Origin of the sequence: Massilicoli timonensis (genome assembly GCF_900199515.1) — a bacterium.
Classification (GTDB): domain Bacteria; phylum Bacillota_I; class Bacilli_A; order Erysipelotrichales; family Erysipelotrichaceae; genus Massilicoli; species Massilicoli timonensis.
Genome location: NZ_LT963434.1, coordinates 1,418,633 through 1,442,127, shown reverse-complemented (window position 1 = coordinate 1,442,127; position 23,495 = coordinate 1,418,633). Strand labels below are relative to the sequence as shown.

The following is a 23,495-nucleotide window of genomic DNA, read 5'->3' as shown; positions in this document are numbered from 1 at the left end:
TTTAAGTCTAGCAAAATCCATATGGTAACAAAACGCTCTTGCATCATGTGTTTTAATGCTTCTGATCTAAGTCTAGCAAAAATCCATATGGTAACAAAACCGATCAGATCGATTTTTTGAAGAACACAAGTCTAAGTCTAGCAAAAATCCATATGGTAACAAAACTGGCAGAAATTAAATGATATTAAAAACTTACATCTAAGTCTAGCAAAAATCCATATGGTAACAAAACTGCGTATTGGACTGGGAAGGGAAAGCCGATGTCTAAGTCTAGCAAAAATCCATATGGTAACAAAACAGAAAGGAGCAAAAAAATGGAAGAAATTATGTCTAAGTCTAGCAAAAATCCATATGGTAACAAAACTAACACCTATACCGTCTATATTCCTGATGTGTCTAAGTCTAGCAAAAATCCATATGGTAACAAAACTAGCTACAATCAATCAGTTGCGTTTAGCATGTCTAAGTCTAGCAAAAATCCATATGGTAACAAAACTCAAACATATTAAGAGCATAGTTTTTCAAAATCTAAGTCTAGCAAAAATCCATATGGTAACAAAACTGCGTATTGGACTGGGAAGGGAAAGCCGATGTCTAAGTCTAGCAAAAATCCATATGGTAACAAAACAGAAAGGAGCAAAAAAATGGAAGAAATTATGTCTAAGTCTAGCAAAAATCCATATGGTAACAAAACTAACACCTATACCGTCTATATTCCTGATGTGTCTAAGTCTAGCAAAAATCCATATGGTAACAAAACTAGCTACAATCAATCAGTTGCGTTTAGCATGTCTAAGTCTAGCAAAAATCCATATGGTAACAAAACTCAAACATATTAAGAGCATAGTTTTTCAAGGTCTAAGTCTAGCAAAAATCCATATGGTAACAAAACTGCGTATTGGACTGGGAAGGGAAAGCCGATGTCTAAGTCTAGCAAAAATCCATATGGTAACAAAACAGAAAGGAGCAAAAAAATGGAAGAAATTATGTCTAAGTCTAGCAAAAATCCATATGGTAACAAAACTTGTTGCGCAAGTTTAGCATATTCGCTTAGTCTAAGTCTAGCAAAAATCCATATGGTAACAAAACTGAAAAAGATCTCAATCGTTATGGAGACGCGTCTAAGTCTAGCAAAAATCCATATGGTAACAAAACCTCAAAATTATTTTATCACATATTTTGAAAAAAGGGTATATTACTTCATTATTAAATCTACAATATTGTTTCCAGTTCCACTACCATCATTAAAATATTGATCTATTCGATTCATAATATCCTCCATTCTAAACAACTTATAAGAAAACAAATCATATATTTGGTTTTCATTTGCAAAATCAAGTATGTTTCCATAACTGAAATAATAAATGTCTTTTACATCTATCTTACATTCATGTCGGTTCAAGATAACTATGAACTTAATCTGTTTGAACTTTTTTAATTGATGATATATCTTTGGTGTTAAAACATCCATTTTTACGATACAATACACTTCTGTCTGAAATACCTTTTCTTGCTCAATCGCATAAAGCACTGCCAATTGAAGAGTATAGTAATTCTCATATGATAGATTCATTACATTGCTCTCTAATTCATCTTGAACAATACTTACATTAAGCAATTTTGATAACTGCTTAGCATCGATCTCATGAAATCTAAAATGGAACATTTCTGCTTGTATATTAAGAGAATCACTCAATGATTGAAATAAATAGCGAATCGTAGAAATTGTTTCATTATGTAGGGACTGATTTAACAAACACTCACTATATTGTAATAACAGTGATTTTGTCGTTAATTTGAAATCCTCTTGAAATTCAAATGTGTCGCCAATCTTGAAATAACGAACTTTGCGCCGATCTACTATAGATTCATCCACATACATTTGTATCTCTTCTTGTCTTTCCTCTTCATATTCAGATATCGTTAAATTCATCGCATGCTGATAAAGCATTTGTAAAAATGAAAACTTACTTATATAATCATTTCCCATTATAAGTTTACATTGATCTATTGCAAACTTATACTGCTTATTCCCTTTTACTAATTTTACACTATTCATAATTTTACAAAAGCCTTACTGCCTGCTAATTTTTCTTGTACTGATTTTCCACCAATTAGAATTTCCATTCTTGCATATTGCTTTTCTGTAACAAGCATAACATGTACTATTCCTTTAGCAGGTATATTCCTTTTTAATATTTGAACATGCTTTACAGCAGCTTCTCGATTTGCGAATAACTTGCAATAGACAGAATACTGTACCATCAAATACCCATTTTGAATTAAATACTTTCTAAATTGAGTATATATTTTAATTTCTTTTTTATTGTGCATTGGTAAATCGAAAAATAACAACAATCTCATAAAGTTATAGATCATATTTATGCACAAACGGTAATGGAAACTTAAAATACGAAATATCATTTAATTCGATTACCTTAAGAATGCACTCAATATATTCTCCTATTGCATTGGATACTGTTTGAAGTCTACCGTCCATTTCAATTTTCATAGTAGCTAATTGTATCAACTCTTCTCGATGTTTCGACTTAAACAAAAGTTCTTCTTTCATGTTCATATAAACATATTGATCCACGATTGGTCTAAAGACTTCTATTATATCATCACTAAAATTGAACATATTTGTTTTGCCTTTATGAAATATTCCCAAATTCGGCAAATATCCTTTCCCTACAATAATTGATGAAATTAACGAGCGAAAGATACTATACCCATAATTCAAACCGGCATTTATTACATCGTCGTCAAAACGTATGAATTCATCACCAAACATTTCTCTGAAATACATTTTTGCGGATAACCCCTCTCTGTTGGTTTGATCTCCCAATTCTACTGTTTTTCTAAACTCAGTTAATTTTTCAATTACTGCTTGATTGCAATGATTTGTTTTTAATATTTCTAGTTGATTCTGTATTTTTGCTTTTACAATGTACTGATGTAACTGTTGTTTTATACAGTCATTCCATTGTATTTGTTTCATGATATTTCCACTCTGTGCGAAATGACCATTGATTGGAAGCACGTAACTCTTCGGCAGATGATCTATTCCACAAATCACAATACAAACATGATTCTCCGTTAATTTATTTAGTAATGGTACTGTTAATGTAGATTTATACTGATCAATAATTAGGATCTGAATATCGCTAATCGGAAATAAAACCGTTCCCTGCGCAGTATCTACTTTCAAATTATCTAAATATAATTGCAAATGCTGCTGGTTTTCAACAAACAATACTCGAAACCCCATTCTAATTGCTCCGATTTTTGTAAAGAAAAAGGCTCGAGCATAAAATCTCGAACCTTGATTCCGGGATAAACCCTTATTTTGTTAGATCATATAGATTTTTGCTAGACTATGATCATTTACATTATAACCTAGTCAAACTCTAATTTCAATACCTGATTCTTGATTTTATATAAATTTCCGACCGGATCAGTTGCATACTTCTCCAGTTTTACAATATCTCTACCAATAGTTGGCTTTAACCGTTTAGAGCAGATACAATGAAGCGGCTTAACTTCTATTACATTGGCTTTATCATCATTTGTTGCCGTAAATTTCAAAATCTCAGGAGTGCTGCCATCATGTTCATTAAAGTTACCTTCGTACCACTTTTCATCGAAATAAATTAATGGCTTTCCCGGTTTTTTTGTAATAGCGATCAATTCATCATGATGCATAGAAAACTGAAATGAAAAGGTCTCATCGATTCCTTTCGCCTGTAATAAGTCTTCATAAGTTCTATTGTTTAATGGACAAATCACATATTTCTGTTTTTTCTCTATCCATTTTATATCGGAATAACGGATTGTTACAAACTTATATCCTTTTTCTTTCGAGTAATAGAAATCTGCTCGATATGGTGAAATCTTTTGTAAAACAACTTTTTTATTTTTGACTTTATAGTTATGTGAAATATCAATATGACTTCCTAAAGCGCGGTCAAAATATTTCATTTGTTTAATTAACGGACCATTTCCTTTTTTTGAAGACTTTTTTATCATCCCATGTTCTTCTTTATAGGCAGCAAGCGGATTGATTCCCTTTATCTTTATTTCCTTTCCATTCAAAGTAAAGTATTTAGGATCTTTTGACAATGCCTCAAAATAATACTTCACAATTTGAACAATCTCTTCAAACGTGTTCGGATCATGTACTGCCATTAAGTATCTTTCTTTATACGTATCATTTAATATATTTTCTGCTAATGCCGTAAATTTTGGATCATAAATATCCTTATATTTTTTCACAGTTTTTTCTACCCCATCCACTAGTCTCGTACTGTAAATGGTATCATCTGCCACTTGACGATTAGCCTTAGTATCCACTTTATAAGAAAACTTCTTTACCTTGATGTTTTTCAAATGCGCAATAAAAGCAAAATACTGGTCATCCTTATAATCGTTATCATTACCGGTAGAAAATACTTCACCTGTTTCATCATTATAGATATCTTCTATTTTATAACGGCTGAAAATTGTATTCAATAAACGCATCTTAGGCATAGAAGCGACAAGTAATGCATCTATCGCATGATGCTCATAGTAATTTCTGTCTTTTTTCAATTTAATTTTTCTTCTAAGCATTCCAGTTAAAGAGCCTTTAACAGTAAATACTTTTGTTCCTATTTCATTTTGTTTGAAGTAATTAGAAAGCGTATTAAAAACAACTCGGCTTGCATAACTTGTATCCACTAAATTCCGATTGATAAATGCTTTCTGTACATCATATTTATAAATATCCTTTTCACATAAGAGATATTGTTCTACCTTTTTCCGATAGCCTTTATTTGTTTTTGCATTCTCCTTCTTTAACGCAATACAATTACTTTTGTATTCTTCTAATGATCCTTTGCTAAATTCACCTTTTAAGAATGCCATAATCGGTGTTAAATTTTTTTTATCCCGATTTTCACTATGTGTTATAAGCACTTTATTAGTAATCGAATCATCTAATGAAATAGAACGCGGGATAATATGATCCACCTCATAGGCATTAGGGTCACTTATTAAGAGATTTAAATCGATTGGCTCCAATGAATATGCGCTCTTCCCTTGCTGCTCCTCATATAAAATTAGTTTCTCTCTCAATTTATCATTTACTCTTGCTCCGTTTGCCGCCGCTTCCGCCTTTCGATTTCTTTCTTCAAAATATTTCTGCTGTTCGCGTATTATTTTCTTCTCGTCTTCTGTATTTTTAGCTCGTGTTGTTTCCACAACGATACTGTCAAATTCCCCATAAATTTCTCTCAATCGATTAACTACCTTAAATGCTTCTCGCTGCGCTCTTTTAGCAACCGGGCTGAGAATTGCTGTATCATCGGCAACAATATGTTTCATTCCTTTAACAGAAGTTTGATTTTCTTGTTTTAGATTAAATAGTGCAATGACTTCCATCTGATTCATTTCAGTTTTCAACATCTCTTCATTGATTATACGAAGAGCTTCGAAAGACAATGAATGATATGCTGTAAACTTTATCTGCTGTGCCAATTCTTGTGTTGCCGTTTCACTGATTCGCTGATCTAATGCCATTATTTTTTCAGCACGTTCTGCCATCCCTTTTACTTTTGTTAATATCTCTGCAATTTCATCATAAAGAAAATACTCCTCAACTAACATATGCAGTCTATTTTTAACGAAAATGTCTTTGATGATCTTATAACCGGTTAACTCGCTTAAAAGCGGCTCTCCCTTATTATTTATTCTGAATCCGGAAATATCATTTAGATCGATCTCTAATTTCTTTCCTAATTGTTTCGGTGTGATTTTTCCTTTTTCATGTACGAACTTTAAGATGTCTTGCTTTTGTTCTAATGTAATCTTTTCTCCATGAATTGATAAATTATTCAAGTCATTCAATAAATTAAATAATTCTGCACTGTAAGATAATTTAGGAGCGCGCAGTTTTTCCGGAAACAAACTACAGTCCCCTCTCATTTTATCAATTAGGTCAATCGGCTCTGTCTGTCCTGCGGTAGTAAATCTACCATATGGAGTAGGTGAATTTATACCTCCCGGACCCTCATAATACTTGCGTCGCCTAGCGATGATTTTAATAATTTCTTCTTTTGTTTCTTCACTTAAATCTTGATGTGCTAATAATGCCGTTAATTCTTTTATGTAGTCACTTGTTCTGAAATTATTATGATGCCCATGTATTTTACCATCTTGCTCTAATCGCTGTTTTTGTATTTGACAAACATACTGGCCTTGCTTTAACAAAAGATTATTTTCAGCTAAAACTTCTTTTGTCGCTCCCATTTCTTTTGCCTTTGCTTCATTTTCTTCTACTGTTTCAATACTGCTGCCACGATGCTTACAAATATGAAAAAGTGCCGTTGCCAATTCATTCCCATTTAATTTTTCTGTCAACCCTTTTATGCGCAAATCATAAGGATTTCCAACATATTGGAAGTGATCATCAATCACATTTGATTGTTTTAATAATTTCTCCAAATCATCTCTTCTGGTCTTGCGCCTTCTATTTAATCGTCTACTGCCTCTTTTTTTCCTTCTTGTTTCGTTTTCTGAGGCTTTCCCTTCCTCAAACAAACGCACACCGTAATCAACGATTTTGCTGTTCTCCACATCAATAATTCCATATCCTACCGATGAAACACCGATATCCAATCCCAAAACTAATTTTGACATAATCTTTCCTCCTTTTTTGATGATTTATTATGGAAAAGCATGAATCTTTCCTGTCTGATAAAAGAATAACACGAAACCGCTTCCAATTAAACCCCTGCACTTACTATAAAACATCTTATATCATCTCATTCATTTCTTATACAGGATCCATAACAACAGACAAATGCTCCCTCCCAATAAACATTCCATCCAATATAACTTCACAAAGACAAAAATTCCCGCAAGGATAGCAATATAGAACAAAATGATACAGATCCACCCAATCCAAACTGACACATCGTATGATTCGTGATCATTCTTTTTCATTGTCCTGCGCCCTCCTTCTCATAGACTACTTTTCTCCTGTTCTAGCTTTTTACAGTCCTTTCGTGATAACTGCATGACCTTTTCCAACTTCGCATCTACCTTAAATCGCTTCTCGCTAAAAAAATCAATATAATAGCGCCCCTGCTTACAAGCCACGATCCGCGCAGCGCCATGTAATGGCTTTTCCAACAGTAATTCATGTGCCAAAAAATAACGCTTTTTGACCTGATAAATATAAAAAAGCCTTTTTTCACTTTGTACGATCGAACCGATCCCCAATTCCTCCGGTAAAGACAGTGTTTCCTCCCTCTTTGTCATTGCGAGCATCTGAAGATAATCTTCTTCCTTCAAATGATAATAATAACTTCGCACCTTCCCATAAGGAATCTCTATTTTTTTATCGATCATCACATATGAAGATTTTCTCATCCCATATTGCTTCTTGTCAATAAAGTAAAACCGCTTTAAGTTCTTATCACCGGAAGTACACGTATATCCATAAAATCCACCTTTACATTTATCTACGATCACAAAAGGACGAACCCGATGCCCCGGCGGCACCAGTAACAACTGTTGTTTCGAAATCGGCATCTCACACCAGTATACATCGCCCGCTTCCACCGTAAAAGCAAATCCGCTCTCCTTCGCATACAGTCGTACCAGTATCTCTTCACAGCACCTCATCAGCCACTCTCTGATAAACGCCATATCATTCCCCAACCAGCACCTGTGCAATAATGCTTTCTCTTGTAATAAATAAAATTTTAGCATGTGTCGTCTGTTTGAACAGATCATAAATTCTGCCGGCACTCTTTGTTCCCCTTGCTACTGTATAAATGCTGTTTGCCACATATCCATAGGTAACACCTGCATCGCTGCACACTCTGATTGCTTCATCATCATTCTCATTATCACGTTCCTTTTCCAGCACTACGATCTGATCTACACGAAATACTTCCTTCCCAAAATAATACTGCATGCCGGTAATGGTTATAAACGTTCCATTCATAATGCACTTCTCCTTTCTTTACTTTAATTATATTTCAAATGCTGTACAAAATTTTGAACACTCATAACATAAAAATATGATACAATGAAAGCGGTGATCACTATGGAAAAAAGTCGTGTCTTATTATTTTATATCTATTCTGTTTTGAAGCAGTACAGCGATGAAACCCATCCGCTTAATTCCACCCAGATCTTGCGTCATTTGGAAATGCAGTATCAAATCCAGATAAATCGCGGTACCCTTTACCATCATATACAAGCGTTGCAGGACTATGGCATTGACATCAAAAATGCGAAATGTATCAACGACGGAAAATATCTTGTCGATCGTCAGCTTGAAAAAAGCGAAGTGTTTCTACTGATCAACGCCATCCACAGCGCCCATTTTATTCCCGCCTCACAGTCAAAACAGCTCATAGAAAAGCTAATGGAAACGCAAAGCATTTACTTCCAAAAAGAGTATCGCTACTTACAGGTCATTCATAATCGAAAAAAATCGCCTAATAAAGCCTTCTTTTTGAATATCGAAGTCATCTTGGATGCGATTGATAAAAAATGTGCCGTAACCTTTTACTATATGCACTATACCGTAGATAAGAAAATGAAATGTGAAGATCAAAAGCTTCATATCGTATATCCGATTCATATCGTAACGGAAAACGGAAATACTTATCTGATTGGTTCTCATAAGCGGCATAAAGATTCCATCATTCATTATCGTGTCGATAAAATTACTCGGATTCAATTACTGGAGCATGATGTCGATACCACGATCAAACGTGATTTTGACCCCTATACCTATACCAGTACAAAACCGTTTATGTTTGGCGGTGCCGTCCAAAAAGTCATCCTGCGCTGTCATCTTTCTATTTTAGACGATGTGATCGATTTATTCGGCAATGAGATCATGATCATTCCTTACCGCAATCAGCCTTATTTCGACGTAAGCGTATCTGCTTCCCGACAAGGTATCATTTACTTTGCCTTACAATACCTGAAATATTGTGAACTTTTAGAACCGACTGATATTAGGGAAGAAATAAAAGAGATCCTTGCATCAAATATGAAAAAGTATCAGGTTTCTTAAAGAATACCTGTTGCGTCTGCAATCTTTCAATTATCGGCTTAATTACAGTTTTAGTGAATCTTCTATAGGATTTACAAGTTTTTTTGCACTTATTTTATATTGAGGATGTCGTATCTTCATCACTTGATTTAATCAATATTCTTAAAACTCATTAGAATAATTTGCATCTGTTGCCATCTCATACTCATAAATTGTGAACCGTTATCTGTTATTAGAAATCATCATCGTTTTGATATAGCGAATACAGCATGATTCCATAACACAAACACGCTTTCTGACTGTTTTGACATATGTATTATGGAGCAATAAAAGATGAAAGGGGGACTGGATAAATCTGAGCGATTTACAAGTGTCTGCTGATCGTATCATACAATTCAATTAAATAGTTCAAGGAATATAAGAATAAAAATCAATGGCTTAAATAGGAACAAAAGATAACTGATGTGAAAAAGAAAGGGTGAACATGATGAATCATCATTTGATAGATTTTAGTCAGTTGATTAAAGTGCAAAAGACAGATGATATTATTTCAGATCTGAGATACATTATTGATACATCTCAAAAAAGCGCATATCAGGCTGTTAATGTTGCTTTGGTATATCGTAATTGGTTGATTGGTCAACGAATTGCTGAAGAAGAACTGAAAGGTGAAGATCGTGCTGAATATGGAGCAACACTTATAAGGAAATTATCAAAAAAACTTACAGAACAGTATGGCAAAGGATATACAAAAACAAATCTTTATAGTTTTTACTCTTTCTATAAAATGTACCCGAACATTTTCCACACGCTGTGTGGAAAATCTGGAGCATTACTAAGTTGGTCTCATTTTCGTACTCTACTACAGGTAAAAGATGATAAAGCACGCAACTGGTATGAGAACGAAGCAGTTGAACAAACATGGAATGTTAGAACCTTACAACGTAATATTTCATCACAATACTATTATCGTCTGCTTCAATCACAAGCGAAAGAAGCAGTGATTGAAGAGATGGAACAAATAACTTCAAATTATCAATATGACAAACTAGAATTCATCAAAAATCCAGTAATAGCAGAATTTCTGGGCTTATCTCAAAACACTGATTTTACAGAAACAGATCTTGAAAAAAGCATTATTTCCAATATTCAAAAATTTTTGATAGAACTCGGCAAAGGATATGCTTTTGTTGCTAGGCAACAACATATTCATACTGAGAAACAGGATTACTTTATTGATCTGGTTTTCTATAATTACTATCTGAAATGTTTTGTCCTAATTGATTTGAAAACAGAAAAAGTAACACATCAAGATGTAGGACAGATGGACATGTATGTAAGAATGTATGATGAATCGAAACGCACAGAGGGAGATAATCCGACGATCGGAATCATTCTTTGTACCGATACAGATGAAGATATTGCTCGGTATTCGGTTTTGAAAGGAAACGAGCAGTTGTTTACAAGCAAATATAAACTCTACTTGCCGACTGATAAAGAATTACGAGCAGAAATCGAGGCACAAAAAACAATATTCAAATTACAGCACCATCACAAATAAACAGAAAAGACGAATTGTACGCAATCGACACATGATGATTCGTTATCTTTATAAGAGCATATCAAATAGCATGACCGTTTGAAATAAACGCAACTACTTGTCATTCATCATAAGCAAGGCAGCCAGCCTTTCATCAAGTAATTGTGCGATAAAACATTTATTATCTCTATGGATCATTGAACAGGAAACTGCATGCGCACATGATACAAACAAAAAGAGCCATCTTATAGTCAAGTAATCTTGTCTTTTATGACGGCCCTTTTCCATTTTTAACTGTTATGATCGATTCCTTATAACCAACCATTCCCATGATCCAACACTATCGGACTATAAGAAAAACCCTTTCCTTACATTCGTGTTCTTCGCACTCGTATTCAAAACCACCCCGATGATGATAAAGTAAGACAATAACGATGAACCGCCATACGAAATAAAAGGAAGCGTGATCCCGGTAATCGGCAATAATCCGATTACCATGCCGATATTTTGAATCTGCTGATACAGCAGCATTCCCAGTGTACCGCAAATGATCAACTTGTCAAACTGCTGATCGCTCATGATCAAGATCCGGTACAGCCGATAATCCAGAAACAGACATAAACCGACGATAAACAGCGCGCCGATCAGTCCGAAATCCTGCCCGAACACCGCAAAGATAAAATCCGTCTGCGGTTCCAACAAACTCACAACCTCCGACTGCATGCCATGTCCCGTGATCCCGGCAGATCCAAGTGCCAAAAGCGCCGTATATAACTGCTGCCCCGCGCCGATCTTATTATTTTCCGTATCCAGCCAGCCGACAAAACGGCGCAGCTTATAAGGATCACCGAACAGATCAGATAACAGCGAAAAGTGATTATAGTACAGATAGAAGAACACCGCCAGCACCGCCACAAGCAATCCCCCTGCTAAAAACAGCCATTCCCTGCGAATGCCACAGCACGCGATCATCATCGCCAACGCAATCAAGATCACCAACAAAATACCTGTATCCGGCTGAATAAAGATCAGGACAGCCGGTGCCGCCAGCCATTTAATGATCTTGATAAAAAGTTGTATATCACTTTGAAAAGAATGAAATTCCTTATTTTGATTATGCTCGTCAATGACCCCTGCCGTAATGATGATCAACATCACTTTCATAAACTCGCTTGGCTGAAAACTGCCGAAAGGAAATTGAAACCACGAAACTGCTCCATTGACAGGCGTGATAAAAGGCAGATTAAACCCAAGATAAGCATTGGTCAGCTTGCCTACGAACAAAACAGCCAGCATACCCAGAAGGATATAATAGCCAAGTTTCGCCAGTTCAAATAAATTGTCATTGCCAAGATAAAGAATGATCGCCGCTACCACACAACCGATCACAAACCACATCGACTGTTGTATGATGAGCCTTGTCCCCGAAACATCTGCATTCAGCAGCGGAAAAGCAGAATAAATGGCTAACAGTGAAGTCATCCCCATTAAAACCACTGCTATGATCAATAAATAATCATAACGCTTCGGTACCTTTACACGCGCAAGAGGTTTTTCCAAACACATTCTCCTTTCTTTTCACTGTTATCTATTATAACATGTATTCTCCTGATTATTTTCAAAAGAATTGCATGAATTTTACCGGAGGCTGCAGGGAAAACGATTTCTATTTGAATCAAGTAAGGATTTCATAGTATAATAAACAAGAAATGAGGTGATGATGTGTCGAGATGGCATTCCCTGCTTGGACATGTGCAATTTCCGATCAAACTGTTGTTTTTTGCGACGCTGTTGCTGGGGATCGGTTCCGCGATCACAAATCCTGTGATTGCCGATATTCTGTGGCATGTAGAAAATGAAAACCTGCTCCTTTTTGCGGAACTGTTAAAGTATATTGGCGGATTTACCATTCAACTGATTCCCTTTTTCATGTTCATTAAGATCTTATCCCGAAAATTCGCATCCAATGTGCCGATCATTGTCGGTATTGCCGGATATTTTATTTTCTTGATCGTCGTCATGTTTATCGCGGAAAGCGGTGATCCGGCATATTACTATGAGAGCATTCTGGGAATTGGAATCACAGAGACCATTGACGATGTAACGACCTTTTTCGCTCCTTATCGCATGGGGATCCTGCCGTTATTTATCGTTTATTGGATCGTTTCCTATTCCTATCATAAATCACGCAGTCATCTAATGGAAGGTATGTTCGGCTTTTTGGATCATGATACGTATTCCATGGTCATTGCCTTGCTGTTATGTGCAGGCAGTGCGGTACTGGTCGGCTTTGTTTGGCCATATGTAATTGATCTGATGGAAATATGCTTTGAACTGATTGCGTCAGACACCTCCAATCCGATGAATCTGTTTTATTATGGTGTGATCGATCGCTTCGGTGCGGTATCGGGCATGCAGAATATTTCTCGCAGCATCTTCTGGTTTGGTGAATGGGGTGGCACTTATTTAGATTCTGCCGGTGTAAAATATATGGGAGATGTCAGCGTCTGGACTTATGAAATGACAGCGAAGCTGCCGGCAACGGTCGGTAAGTTCATTACCCCTTATTATGTGATCAATTTATTTTTGATGCCTGCTTTTATCCTTGGCTACTATTCCTTGGTCAGCAGCCGCAAAGATAAACTGCGTTACTTGCCGTTTATCATTTTGGCGATCGCACTGACGATTGTTTGCGGAAATGCGCTGCCGATGGAATTCGTCATGCTGATCTTATCGCCGCTTCTATATGTGGCGTATCTATTGATCGTCGGCATCCTGTATGCGACTTTTTCCTTGCTGCATGTGCAGATCGGCTATTTCTTCCAAGATGACCTGCTTTATGCCAATCCGGGAAGCAGTTTAGACCTGCTGCAATATATTCGTCTGCCGGATCTGTATGATTCTGTCATCGCCTTGCTGATCGTCGGTTTAGTTGCCGCAGTGGCTTTCTTTTTCCTGACCCGCTTTTACTTCAACAAACTTGCTGTGGGTTTATTCAATATGGGAAATGTCGCACAGTACAGCGATACCGTCATACGCGGACTGGGAGGCATCGACAACTTGATCAGCGTCGATCATACGCCGGATAAAATGACCGTGGCTTTGAAAGATCGCAGCTTAGTTGATTTCGATGAATTAAAAGCGGCCGGTGCTTATGTCATCCTAGAATCAAAAGATGGATATTTATTGCGTTTAGGCAACTGTTCGACGATCATCGCACGGGAAATGATCAAGCAAATGGAAGAAAAAGAGCATGCGTCTATGCAAACGATAGAAGAAAATGCCGCCGTTCATTAGAAGCCGTGTTTTCTTTCGATCATCCTATCCATATACATAGGATAAAGAATTCGGGGATAGCTTTGTTGTCATTCGATCTGACAGCGGATAAGCTCTTCGGATTCTTTTTTATTAGATAAGTTACACTTTCCACATATAAAAAACAGAAAGATTATAAAAAAAGAGGAAATTTGTTATAATACNTGATTATGCTCGTCAATGACCCCTGCCGTAATGATGATCAACATCACTTTCATAAACTCGCTTGGCTGAAAACTGCCGAAAGGAAATTGAAACCACGAAACTGCTCCATTGACAGGCGTGATAAAAGGCAGATTAAACCCAAGATAAGCATTGGTCAGCTTGCCTACGAACAAAACAGCCAGCATACCCAGAAGGATATAATAGCCAAGTTTCGCCAGTTCAAATAAATTGTCATTGCCAAGATAAAGAATGATCGCCGCTACCACACAACCGATCACAAACCACATCGACTGTTGTATGATGAGCCTTGTCCCCGAAACATCTGCATTCAGCAGCGGAAAAGCAGAATAAATGGCTAACAGTGAAGTCATCCCCATTAAAACCACTGCTATGATCAATAAATAATCATAACGCTTCGGTACCTTTACACGCGCAAGAGGTTTTTCCAAACACATTCTCCTTTCTTTTCACTGTTATCTATTATAACATGTATTCTCCTGATTATTTTCAAAAGAATTGCATGAATTTTACCGGAGGCTGCAGGGAAAACGATTTCTATTTGAATCAAGTAAGGATTTCATAGTATAATAAACAAGAAATGAGGTGATGATGTGTCGAGATGGCATTCCCTGCTTGGACATGTGCAATTTCCGATCAAACTGTTGTTTTTTGCGACGCTGTTGCTGGGGATCGGTTCCGCGATCACAAATCCTGTGATTGCCGATATTCTGTGGCATGTAGAAAATGAAAACCTGCTCCTTTTTGCGGAACTGTTAAAGTATATTGGCGGATTTACCATTCAACTGATTCCCTTTTTCATGTTCATTAAGATCTTATCCCGAAAATTCGCATCCAATGTGCCGATCATTGTCGGTATTGCCGGATATTTTATTTTCTTGATCGTCGTCATGTTTATCGCGGAAAGCGGTGATCCGGCATATTACTATGAGAGCATTCTGGGAATTGGAATCACAGAGACCATTGACGATGTAACGACCTTTTTCGCTCCTTATCGCATGGGGATCCTGCCGTTATTTATCGTTTATTGGATCGTTTCCTATTCCTATCATAAATCACGCAGTCATCTAATGGAAGGTATGTTCGGCTTTTTGGATCATGATACGTATTCCATGGTCATTGCCTTGCTGTTATGTGCAGGCAGTGCGGTACTGGTCGGCTTTGTTTGGCCATATGTAATTGATCTGATGGAAATATGCTTTGAACTGATTGCGTCAGACACCTCCAATCCGATGAATCTGTTTTATTATGGTGTGATCGATCGCTTCGGTGCGGTATCGGGCATGCAGAATATTTCTCGCAGCATCTTCTGGTTTGGTGAATGGGGTGGCACTTATTTAGATTCTGCCGGTGTAAAATATATGGGAGATGTCAGCGTCTGGACTTATGAAATGACAGCGAAGCTGCCGGCAACGGTCGGTAAGTTCATTACCCCTTATTATGTGATCAATTTATTTTTGATGCCTGCTTTTATCCTTGGCTACTATTCCTTGGTCAGCAGCCGCAAAGATAAACTGCGTTACTTGCCGTTTATCATTTTGGCGATCGCACTGACGATTGTTTGCGGAAATGCGCTGCCGATGGAATTCGTCATGCTGATCTTATCGCCGCTTCTATATGTGGCGTATCTATTGATCGTCGGCATCCTGTATGCGACTTTTTCCTTGCTGCATGTGCAGATCGGCTATTTCTTCCAAGATGACCTGCTTTATGCCAATCCGGGAAGCAGTTTAGACCTGCTGCAATATATTCGTCTGCCGGATCTGTATGATTCTGTCATCGCCTTGCTGATCGTCGGTTTAGTTGCCGCAGTGGCTTTCTTTTTCCTGACCCGCTTTTACTTCAACAAACTTGCTGTGGGTTTATTCAATATGGGAAATGTCGCACAGTACAGCGATACCGTCATACGCGGACTGGGAGGCATCGACAACTTGATCAGCGTCGATCATACGCCGGATAAAATGACCGTGGCTTTGAAAGATCGCAGCTTAGTTGATTTCGATGAATTAAAAGCGGCCGGTGCTTATGTCATCCTAGAATCAAAAGATGGATATTTATTGCGTTTAGGCAACTGTTCGACGATCATCGCACGGGAAATGATCAAGCAAATGGAAGAAAAAGAGCATGCGTCTATGCAAACGATAGAAGAAAATGCCGCCGTTCATTAGAAGCCGTGTTTTCTTTCGATCATCCTATCCATATACATAGGATAAAGAATTCGGGGATAGCTTTGTTGTCATTCGATCTGACAGCGGATAAGCTCTTCGGATTCTTTTTTATTAGATAAGTTACACTTTCCACATATAAAAAACAGAAAGATTATAAAAAAAGAGGAAATTTGTTATAATATAGAAGTTAAAAAAGAAAACGTCTGTCAAATCAACAGAAACAGGCAAAGAAGAAATAGAAACGGAAGTGCAAAAGATGCGTAATATAGAACAATATACCCCTATGATCAAACAATATTTGGAAGTAAAAAATAAATTGAGCGATGCGATCGTCTTTTATCGTCTCGGCGATTTTTATGAGATGTTTTTTGAAGATGCACAGATTGCATCAGCACAGTTAGATCTGGTGCTGACCGCAAGAAACGGCGGCGTGGAAAAAGTGCCGATGTGTGGGATTCCTCATCATGCCGCAAGCGGCTACATTCAGCGTCTGGTACAAAAAGGTTATAAGGTCGCCATTGTCGAACAGATGGAAAATCCGGCAGATGCCAAAGGTATCGTCAAGCGCGATGTAATCAAGATCGTTACTCCGGGAACGATCATGGATGAAATCAATGATGCCAAAGCAACGGTTACGATTGCCGGCATGTATGATTTTCAATATGGTCTGGCTGTCGTGCTTTGTGAAATGACGACCGGTGAAATGCGGGCACAGATCATTGACAAACAGGCAGCTTCCATCCAAAAGGTGCTTTTAGGCAATGGTGTCAAAGAGGTCGTACTGCCAAAGCACTTCGATAAGAAAGTGGAGAAACGGATTGCCGATCTGCAGATGATCACCATTTCCCATATGGAGAATGAAGAACTGAACCCGGCTTATCAGCATCTGTTGGCTGCACTTAACGATGAACGGATCACCAAGGCGTTCATTACCTTGACCAATTATTTAGAAGATACGCAAAAACGCAACGTTTCCCATTTGATGAGCGTAGAACTGGTAAAAGAGGACGATTATGTACAGATGGATTTTGCGACAAAGGCCAATCTGGAATTGACCCAGACATTGCGCAGCAATTCCCGTTCACAGACATTGTGGTCTTTCTTAGATCACTGTCAAAGTGCAATGGGATCGCGTCTGCTTCGCAAATGGATCGAGTATCCGCTGTTAGATGTGCAGGAAATCAATCGCCGATTAGACGGCATTGCTTTTCTTAATGAAAACTTCATTACCAAGGATGAATTAAGAGAGCAGATGAAGCAGGTCTATGACTTAGAGCGTTTATGCGCGAGAGTTGCCTATGGCAGTGCCAATCCACGCAATCTTTTACAAATCATCAAGACCTTAAAAGCGGCGCCGCAGATCATCGCTTTATTTGCGGGATGTGATGCTTATCAAGCATTTCAGCAAGTCGATGCCTGTGAAGAATTATTGAAACTGCTGGATGGAGCGATCGTGGAAGATGCGCCGATCAGCATCAAAGACGGCGGTATCTTCGTTACCGGCTATGATACGGAATTAGATGAAGTGCGCAAGATCGCCGTATCCGGAAAAGACTGGATCTTAGAACTGGAGGCAAAGGAGCGCGAACGTACCGGTATCAAATCATTAAAGATCGGCTATAACCGCATTTACGGCTACTATATCGAAGTAACCAAAGCCAATTTAGATCAGGTAAAGGAAAGCTTTGGCTATGTACGCAAACAAACGCTTACCAACTGTGAACGTTTTGTGACCGAAGAATTGAAAGAACGCGAAGATGCGATCGTACATGCACAGGAAAAAAGTGTACGTTTGGAACAGCGCTTGTTCTTAGAGCTGCTGGAACGCACAAGAGCCTATTTGCCAAAACTGCATCAGCTTGCAGCCGCATTGGCAACGATGGATGTGTTATATGCACTGGCAGTGATCTCCTCTGAAAACGGCTATGTAAGACCGATTTTTCATGAAGGCAGCGCCATTGACCTAGAAGAAGCAAGGCACCCGATCCTAGAAAAAGCGATGAAACAAAAGCGGTATGTTTCCAATGATCTGAAAATGGAAGAAGACTGCAATGTGTTAATGATCACCGGACCGAATATGGGCGGTAAATCGACCTATATGCGGCAGATGGCATGTATTGCAATCATGGCGCAGATCGGCTGCTTCGTTCCTGCACAAAAAGCGCACCTGCCTTTATTCGACAAAATATTTACCAGGATCGGTGCCAGTGATGATATCATGAGCGGCGAATCTACTTTTATGGTAGAAATGATCGAAGCCAATCATGCATTACAAAACGCAACACCGCATTCGCTGATCTTATTTGATGAGATCGGACGCGGTACCTCTACTTATGATGGCATGGCGTTAGCACAGGCAATGATCGAATATATCTGTCATCAGATTCATGCCAAGACATTGTTTTCCACTCATTATCATGAACTGACGGCGCTTGCGCAGCAGGAAACGGGCATTCGCAATGTTCATGTCGAAGTACACGAAGAAGATGAACACGTTACCTTCTTATATCGGGTCAATGAAGGCAAAGCAGATAAATCTTACGGCATCAATGTCGCACGTTTGGCTAAACTGCCGGAAGGCGTGATCGAGCGTGCGAAACGGCTGCTAGAATCTTACGAAATACAAGAACACTCCGCGACCATCAACGCACCGATCTATATTGAAAAGCCTTCTTTGCAGGAAAAACAGCTGCATGATCGCTTAGAAGCCGTTGATGTCAATCAAATGACGCCAATGCAGGCAATGCAGTTTATCGTGGAACTACAGGAACTGTTAAAGAAAGGCGGTGAAGCATAATGGGTATCATCAATCGCCTCAGCGAACAGTTAAGCAATATGATCGCTGCCGGTGAAGTAGTAGAACGTCCTTCCGGCATCATCAAAGAATTAGTTGAAAACAGCATAGATGCGAAAGCGACTCAGATCAGTATCTCCGCCGAGCAGGGCGGCATCCTGTCTTTAAGTGTGGTCGATAACGGCACCGGCATGGATGCACAGGACGCTCTGCTTGCATTTGAACGCCATGCCACAAGCAAGATCAAAGAAAGCAATGACCTTTGGAACATTCATACGATGGGCTTTCGTGGGGAAGCACTGCCCTCCATCGCTTCTGTTTCTCATGTGCGTTTGCGAACCAATGATGGAAAAGAAGGAACCGAAGTAGAGATCAAATACGGTAAGCTCGACCATGCATCGCCGATCGGCACACCGCGCGGCACTTCCATTGAAGTCAAAAACTTATTCCAGAAAACACCTGCTCGTTTCAAGCACTTAAAAACACCGCAATATGAATTTTCCTTGATCAGTGATGTCGTGCAGAAATTCGCCCTTTCCCATCCGGAAATCGCCTTTACCTTACATCATGATGGAAAACTTACCTTTCGAAGCAGCGGCAGCGGATCTTTGCGGGAAGTCATCATGCAGATCTATGGACGCGAAGTGGCGAAAAGCGCCATTTCCTTACAGGGAAAAGATCAGGATTATACGATTGCAGGCTACGCTGTGCAGCCTCAGTATAACCGTGCTACTAAATATTATATGCTGCTGTTCATCAACGGCAGAATGGTACGCTCCTACCGCTTACAAAAAGCGGTTGCCGATGCATATGCACCTTATCTGCCAAAAGATCGCTATCCGATCACCGTCGTCAATGTCTCGATGGACGCGCAGTTAGTCGATGTCAATGTGCATCCTTCTAAATGGGAAATTCGTCTTTCAAAAGAAAAACAATTAGAACGCCTTTTGTTCGATACCGTCAAACAGGCATTGGAAACACAGATCAGCGTACCGGAAGCAAAACCGCGCCGGGAAAAAGAAACGATCCAAGCACAGCAGTTTGATTTTACTTATACAAACGCACCGGAAAATACACGGGTGCATGAAAGCATCAATCAAAGCTTTCAAAAACCACCGTTAGAGGTAAAAACGATGACTTTGGAAGATTTACTTTCTTCCACCCAAATACAAGAACCGGACGTTCCTTATACAAGTGAGCCGGAACATGCACCGGCACCGCTTCCTTCTTTTGCGTCAGACGCCTTGCCTGAACCTGAAAAAGAAAGTCAGCATGCATCTGATGATCAGCGAAAAGATGCTTGTGATCCTCCTGCTTTGAAACAAATACAAAGCACCTCTGATGAAGGATCGAAAGCAGAAAGCAGCGCAAACAAACCAAGCGCCTTTCCACAGCTGCAAGTCATCGGCCAATTTCATAACTGCTATATCATCGCCCAAGGAGAGGCAGGACTTTATATCATTGATCAGCATGCCGCGGCAGAGCGTTTTCATTATGAACAGTTTTCGGAAATGATCTATGCCGGAAAAACAGAGGTACAGCCTTTGTTGATTCCTATTACATTAGAAGTGCCGCTCCAAGTAGTATCCGCACTGGAACAGTTGAACGAAAAACTGGCAGCGCTGGGGATCCGCTTTGAACTATTCGGCAATCATACGCTTGTGTGCCGCGAACTGCCGGTATGGCTTCATGATGTTGAAGAAAAGCAGTATTTACAAGATATGGTAGATTTATTTATAAAAGAGGAAACGATCAGCATCGAACAACTGCGCAAGGGCGCCATCGCTTCACTTGCCTGCCATTCCTCGATCCGCTTTCATCGTCCTTTGACCACAAATGAGATGAAACAGGTCATCGCCGATCTGGCTTCCTGCAAACAGCCTTACCACTGTCCACATGGCAGACCTACCATGATCATCATGAGTGAAAAAGAATTGGAAAAAGACTTTAAGCGTATTTTATGATCCTTAAAAAGGAACGATTCAACAGTTTCATCCAGCTCACCCTAAAAGAAAGGAGGCACAGTGATCGTAAATCATCGCGATCATACAAACCGTTATGGAAGATGCTAAAACAAGGACCCGCCTGCTCTTAAAAGAAAAAGGCATGCAGGCTGTAAGTCATGCAACCGTTATGATCGTCGGCATCGGCGGGGTCGGTTCTTTTGCTGCCGAAGCATTGGCACGCAGCGGGATCGGCACTTTGATCTTAGTCGATCATGACATCGTTGCCGAAAGCAATTTGAACCGACAGATCCATGCTGATTATGGAACCATCGGCAAAGCAAAGACTGCGGTCATGAAAGAACGGATCAAGTCGTACCGCAAAGACTGCACGATCATTTGTTATGACTGCTTTTACAGTAAAGCGATAAATGAACAGCTGTTTTCACAAAAAATCGACTATGTCGTAGACGCGATCGATACGATCAGCGCTAAACTGGAACTGATACAGACTTGTCTGGAAAAAAAGATTCCTTTTATCAGTTCTTTGGGCATGGCAAATCGCCTCGATCCCACCAAGATCACGATCACGACACTGGATCAGACAAGCTATGATCCATTGGCAAAAATACTGCGCAGTCTTGTAAAAAAACAGCGGATCTATGGCAGAATACCGGTCATTTTTTCAACAGAGCAGCCGATCGTACAAAACCGTATCATCAATGCGGATGGAAAGACCCGCAAAGCGAAAATACCGCCTGCCAGTTCATCGTTTGTTCCTCCTGCCGCAGGACTGGCTGCCGCATCCAAGGTCGTTCGGGATTTATGTGAAAATGCCAAGCATCTGCATGAAATCGTCGTAGCAGGCGGCTGTTTTTGGGGCGTACAGGAATATTATCGCCGCGTCAAAGGCATCTTACAGACAAGTGTTGGCTATGCGCAAGGATTTACCGCAAACCCTACCTATGAAGAAGTATGCAGTGATCAAACCAATCATGTGGAAGCGTGCCGTCTCCAATACGATGATCGTCTGATCGATCTTCCTTTGATCCTAGAGCTGCTGTTTCGTATCATTGATCCTACCGCCTACCATGAACAAGGAGAAGATCGGGGCAGTCAATACCGCACCGGTGTTTACTATCTGGATCAAGCGGACGAAGAAACGATCCGCACCTGGATCCAAAAGAAGCAGGCAGACTATCCGTCGCCGATCTTGACCGAGGTGCAGCCGCTTACCTGCTTTTATGATGCAGAGGCGTATCATCAGCAGTATCTGTTAAAAAATCCAAACGGCTATTGCCATGTGGATTTTTCCAAACTGAAAAAGGAAGAACAAAAAACCTCTTGGTAATACACCTGCCTCAAATAAAACCGATTCTTCTATAAAAACTTTTTCGATAAGATCTTTATGCAATATAGAAATAAAAGAAAAACCGGTCTGCCTCACAAAGCATCCGGTTTTTCTTATGCGCGCGATCTATATAAACGGGAAATTCCCTAATAGTAGTATAGCAGGCATTTTTGTTTTTATGAGTAAAATACTGTCGAAATGTTTTTATTGCAGCTTGTTCACAAACGCTCTCACCAAAGCGATGAGTTCAGTTTCCGCACGATCTGCCGCTTCCATCACTTCCTGATGATTGAGTTCGCCTTTCGATAAGCCGGCAGCCTTATTGGTAATTAGTGAGATTCCCAACACCTTCATATCACAGTGTCTTGCAACGATTGCTTCCGGCACCGTAGACATACCGACCATATCCGCACCGATCGTTTTCAAGGCACGGATCTCTGCCGGCGTTTCAAACATCGGCCCCTTAAAGAAACAGTAGATACCTTCTTTCAAAGCGATTTGCAGTTCCTTCGCACATGCTTTTGCAAGCGTGCGCAGCGATTGACTGTAAACTTCGCTCATATCCTTAAAGCGCGGACCGAATTCATCTAAATTCGGACCTCTTAAAGGACTGGGTGCCATAAAGCCGATATGATCTTCAATTAAAGTGATCTGTCCCGGCATGAGATCATCGCGGATACCGCCGCAGGCATTGGTTACGATCAGATTTTTTATGCCAAGTCTGGCAAACACACGCACCGGCAGAGTTACGATTTCCATCGGATGTCCTTCATAATAATGAAAACGTCCTTTCATTGCCAAAACCGTTTTCCCTTCCAAGGTTCCGATCACCAGCTTCCCTGCATGTCCCGGAATCGTAGAAACCGGGAAATGAGGAATCTGCTCATAATCCAATACGATCGCATCCTCGATTTGGTCGGCAAGCGCTCCCAGACCGGATCCGCAGATGATCGCCAGATCGATCGGTTTTCTCACTTTGCTTTTTATCGTATTTACCGCTTCATCAATTTTTCGATACATAAATTTGCTCCTTTTCTTGATTATTCAGAATGCATGACGATGCTTCTTTCTTTTACAGTATAACAAAACGATCTGCTTTTTGGTAGAAAAAGATATTTTCTGCACTTTTCGATCAAAAAGGAA

17 protein-coding genes and 1 CRISPR repeat array are annotated in these 23,495 nt (G+C 39.4%); of the genes, 7 read left to right on the top strand and 10 right to left on the bottom strand.

Annotated features, from left to right (window positions below; all coding sequences use genetic code 11):
- Window positions 1–65 precede the first annotated feature (65 nt).
- Window positions 66–1,155: direct repeats of the CRISPR family, unit length 35 nt; unit sequence TCTAAGTCTAGCAAAAATCCATATGGTAACAAAAC.
- Window positions 1,156–1,195: 40 nt separating this feature from the next.
- From C1712_RS09160 to C1712_RS09135, 7 genes are all read right to left on the bottom strand, one after another.
- Window positions 1,196–2,059 (bottom strand): hypothetical protein, encoded by an 864-nt coding sequence (locus C1712_RS09160; protein ID WP_102268634.1) that lies wholly within the window; start codon window positions 2,057–2,059, stop codon window positions 1,196–1,198.
- Window positions 2,056–2,364, bottom strand: coding sequence for a CRISPR-associated endonuclease Cas2 (gene cas2, locus C1712_RS09155; protein WP_245858115.1), 309 nt, complete (start codon window positions 2,362–2,364; stop codon window positions 2,056–2,058). The genes C1712_RS09160 and cas2 overlap by 4 nt, the downstream gene beginning before the upstream one ends.
- Window positions 2,365–2,368: 4 nt before the next feature.
- The gene (gene cas1, locus C1712_RS09150) at window positions 2,369–3,271 is read right to left on the bottom strand and encodes a type II CRISPR-associated endonuclease Cas1 (protein WP_102268630.1); all 903 of its coding nucleotides are present in this window, start codon (window positions 3,269–3,271) and stop codon (window positions 2,369–2,371) included.
- A gap of 128 nt (window positions 3,272–3,399) precedes the next feature.
- Window positions 3,400–6,678 (bottom strand): type II CRISPR RNA-guided endonuclease Cas9, encoded by a 3,279-nt coding sequence (gene cas9 / locus C1712_RS09145; RefSeq protein ID WP_102268628.1) that lies wholly within the window; start codon window positions 6,676–6,678, stop codon window positions 3,400–3,402.
- Between the two features lie 129 nt (window positions 6,679–6,807).
- Window positions 6,808–6,984: a hypothetical protein gene (locus C1712_RS12725; RefSeq protein ID WP_180963112.1), complete on the bottom strand. Its 177-nt coding sequence runs from the start codon at window positions 6,982–6,984 to the stop codon at window positions 6,808–6,810.
- A gap of 18 nt (window positions 6,985–7,002) precedes the next feature.
- Window positions 7,003–7,692 (bottom strand): hypothetical protein, encoded by a 690-nt coding sequence (locus tag C1712_RS09140; RefSeq protein WP_102268626.1) that lies wholly within the window; start codon window positions 7,690–7,692, stop codon window positions 7,003–7,005.
- A gap of 1 nt (window position 7,693) precedes the next feature.
- Window positions 7,694–7,993 (bottom strand): HIRAN domain-containing protein, encoded by a 300-nt coding sequence (locus C1712_RS09135; RefSeq protein WP_102268624.1) that lies wholly within the window; start codon window positions 7,991–7,993, stop codon window positions 7,694–7,696.
- Between the two features lie 102 nt (window positions 7,994–8,095).
- Between C1712_RS09135 and C1712_RS09130 the strand changes: the two genes are divergently transcribed.
- Both C1712_RS09130 and C1712_RS09125 read left to right on the top strand, forming a co-directional pair.
- Window positions 8,096–9,079 (top strand): helix-turn-helix transcriptional regulator, encoded by a 984-nt coding sequence (locus C1712_RS09130; protein WP_180963111.1) that lies wholly within the window; start codon window positions 8,096–8,098, stop codon window positions 9,077–9,079.
- A 466-nt stretch (window positions 9,080–9,545) separates the two neighbouring features.
- The gene (locus C1712_RS09125; protein ID WP_102269838.1) at window positions 9,546–10,619 is read left to right on the top strand and encodes a PDDEXK nuclease domain-containing protein; all 1,074 of its coding nucleotides are present in this window, start codon (window positions 9,546–9,548) and stop codon (window positions 10,617–10,619) included.
- Window positions 10,620–10,946: 327 nt separating this feature from the next.
- On the opposite strand, the gene C1712_RS09120 is transcribed toward C1712_RS09125, so the two are convergent.
- Complete coding sequence (locus C1712_RS09120; protein WP_102268620.1) at window positions 10,947–12,158, bottom strand: FtsW/RodA/SpoVE family cell cycle protein; 1,212 nt, start codon at window positions 12,156–12,158, stop codon at window positions 10,947–10,949.
- A 162-nt stretch (window positions 12,159–12,320) separates the two neighbouring features.
- On the opposite strand from C1712_RS09120, the gene C1712_RS09115 reads away from it, so the two are divergent.
- Entirely contained in the window at window positions 12,321–13,895 is a 1,575-nt protein-coding gene (locus C1712_RS09115; protein ID WP_102268616.1) for a PTS sugar transporter subunit IIBC family protein, read from the top strand.
- Window positions 13,896–14,068: 173 nt separating this feature from the next.
- On the opposite strand, the gene C1712_RS09110 is transcribed toward C1712_RS09115, so the two are convergent.
- Window positions 14,069–14,533 (bottom strand): FtsW/RodA/SpoVE family cell cycle protein, encoded by a 465-nt coding sequence (locus C1712_RS09110; protein ID WP_102268618.1) that lies wholly within the window; start codon window positions 14,531–14,533, stop codon window positions 14,069–14,071.
- Between the two features lie 156 nt (window positions 14,534–14,689).
- Between C1712_RS09110 and C1712_RS09105 the strand changes: the two genes are divergently transcribed.
- The 4 genes from C1712_RS09105 to msrA all read left to right on the top strand — a co-directional run bounded on the left by C1712_RS09105 (window position 14,690) and on the right by msrA (window position 22,352).
- On the top strand, window positions 14,690–16,264 hold the full coding sequence (locus tag C1712_RS09105; RefSeq protein WP_102268616.1) for a PTS sugar transporter subunit IIBC family protein: 1,575 nt from the start codon (window positions 14,690–14,692) through the stop codon (window positions 16,262–16,264).
- Window positions 16,265–16,520: 256 nt separating this feature from the next.
- Entirely contained in the window at window positions 16,521–19,061 is a 2,541-nt protein-coding gene (gene mutS, locus C1712_RS09100; RefSeq protein WP_102268614.1) for a DNA mismatch repair protein MutS, read from the top strand.
- Window positions 19,061–21,022, top strand: a complete 1,962-nt coding sequence (gene mutL / locus C1712_RS09095; protein WP_102268612.1) for a DNA mismatch repair endonuclease MutL — start codon at window positions 19,061–19,063, stop codon at window positions 21,020–21,022. Before mutS ends, mutL begins: the two co-directional genes overlap by 1 nt.
- A 94-nt stretch (window positions 21,023–21,116) precedes the next feature.
- Window positions 21,117–22,352: a peptide-methionine (S)-S-oxide reductase MsrA gene (gene msrA / locus C1712_RS13165; protein ID WP_102268610.1), complete on the top strand. Its 1,236-nt coding sequence runs from the start codon at window positions 21,117–21,119 to the stop codon at window positions 22,350–22,352.
- 204 nt (window positions 22,353–22,556) lie between these two features.
- On the opposite strand, the gene C1712_RS09085 is transcribed toward msrA, so the two are convergent.
- On the bottom strand, window positions 22,557–23,372 hold the full coding sequence (locus C1712_RS09085) for a purine-nucleoside phosphorylase (RefSeq protein ID WP_102268608.1): 816 nt from the start codon (window positions 23,370–23,372) through the stop codon (window positions 22,557–22,559).
- Window positions 23,373–23,495 lie beyond the last annotated feature (123 nt).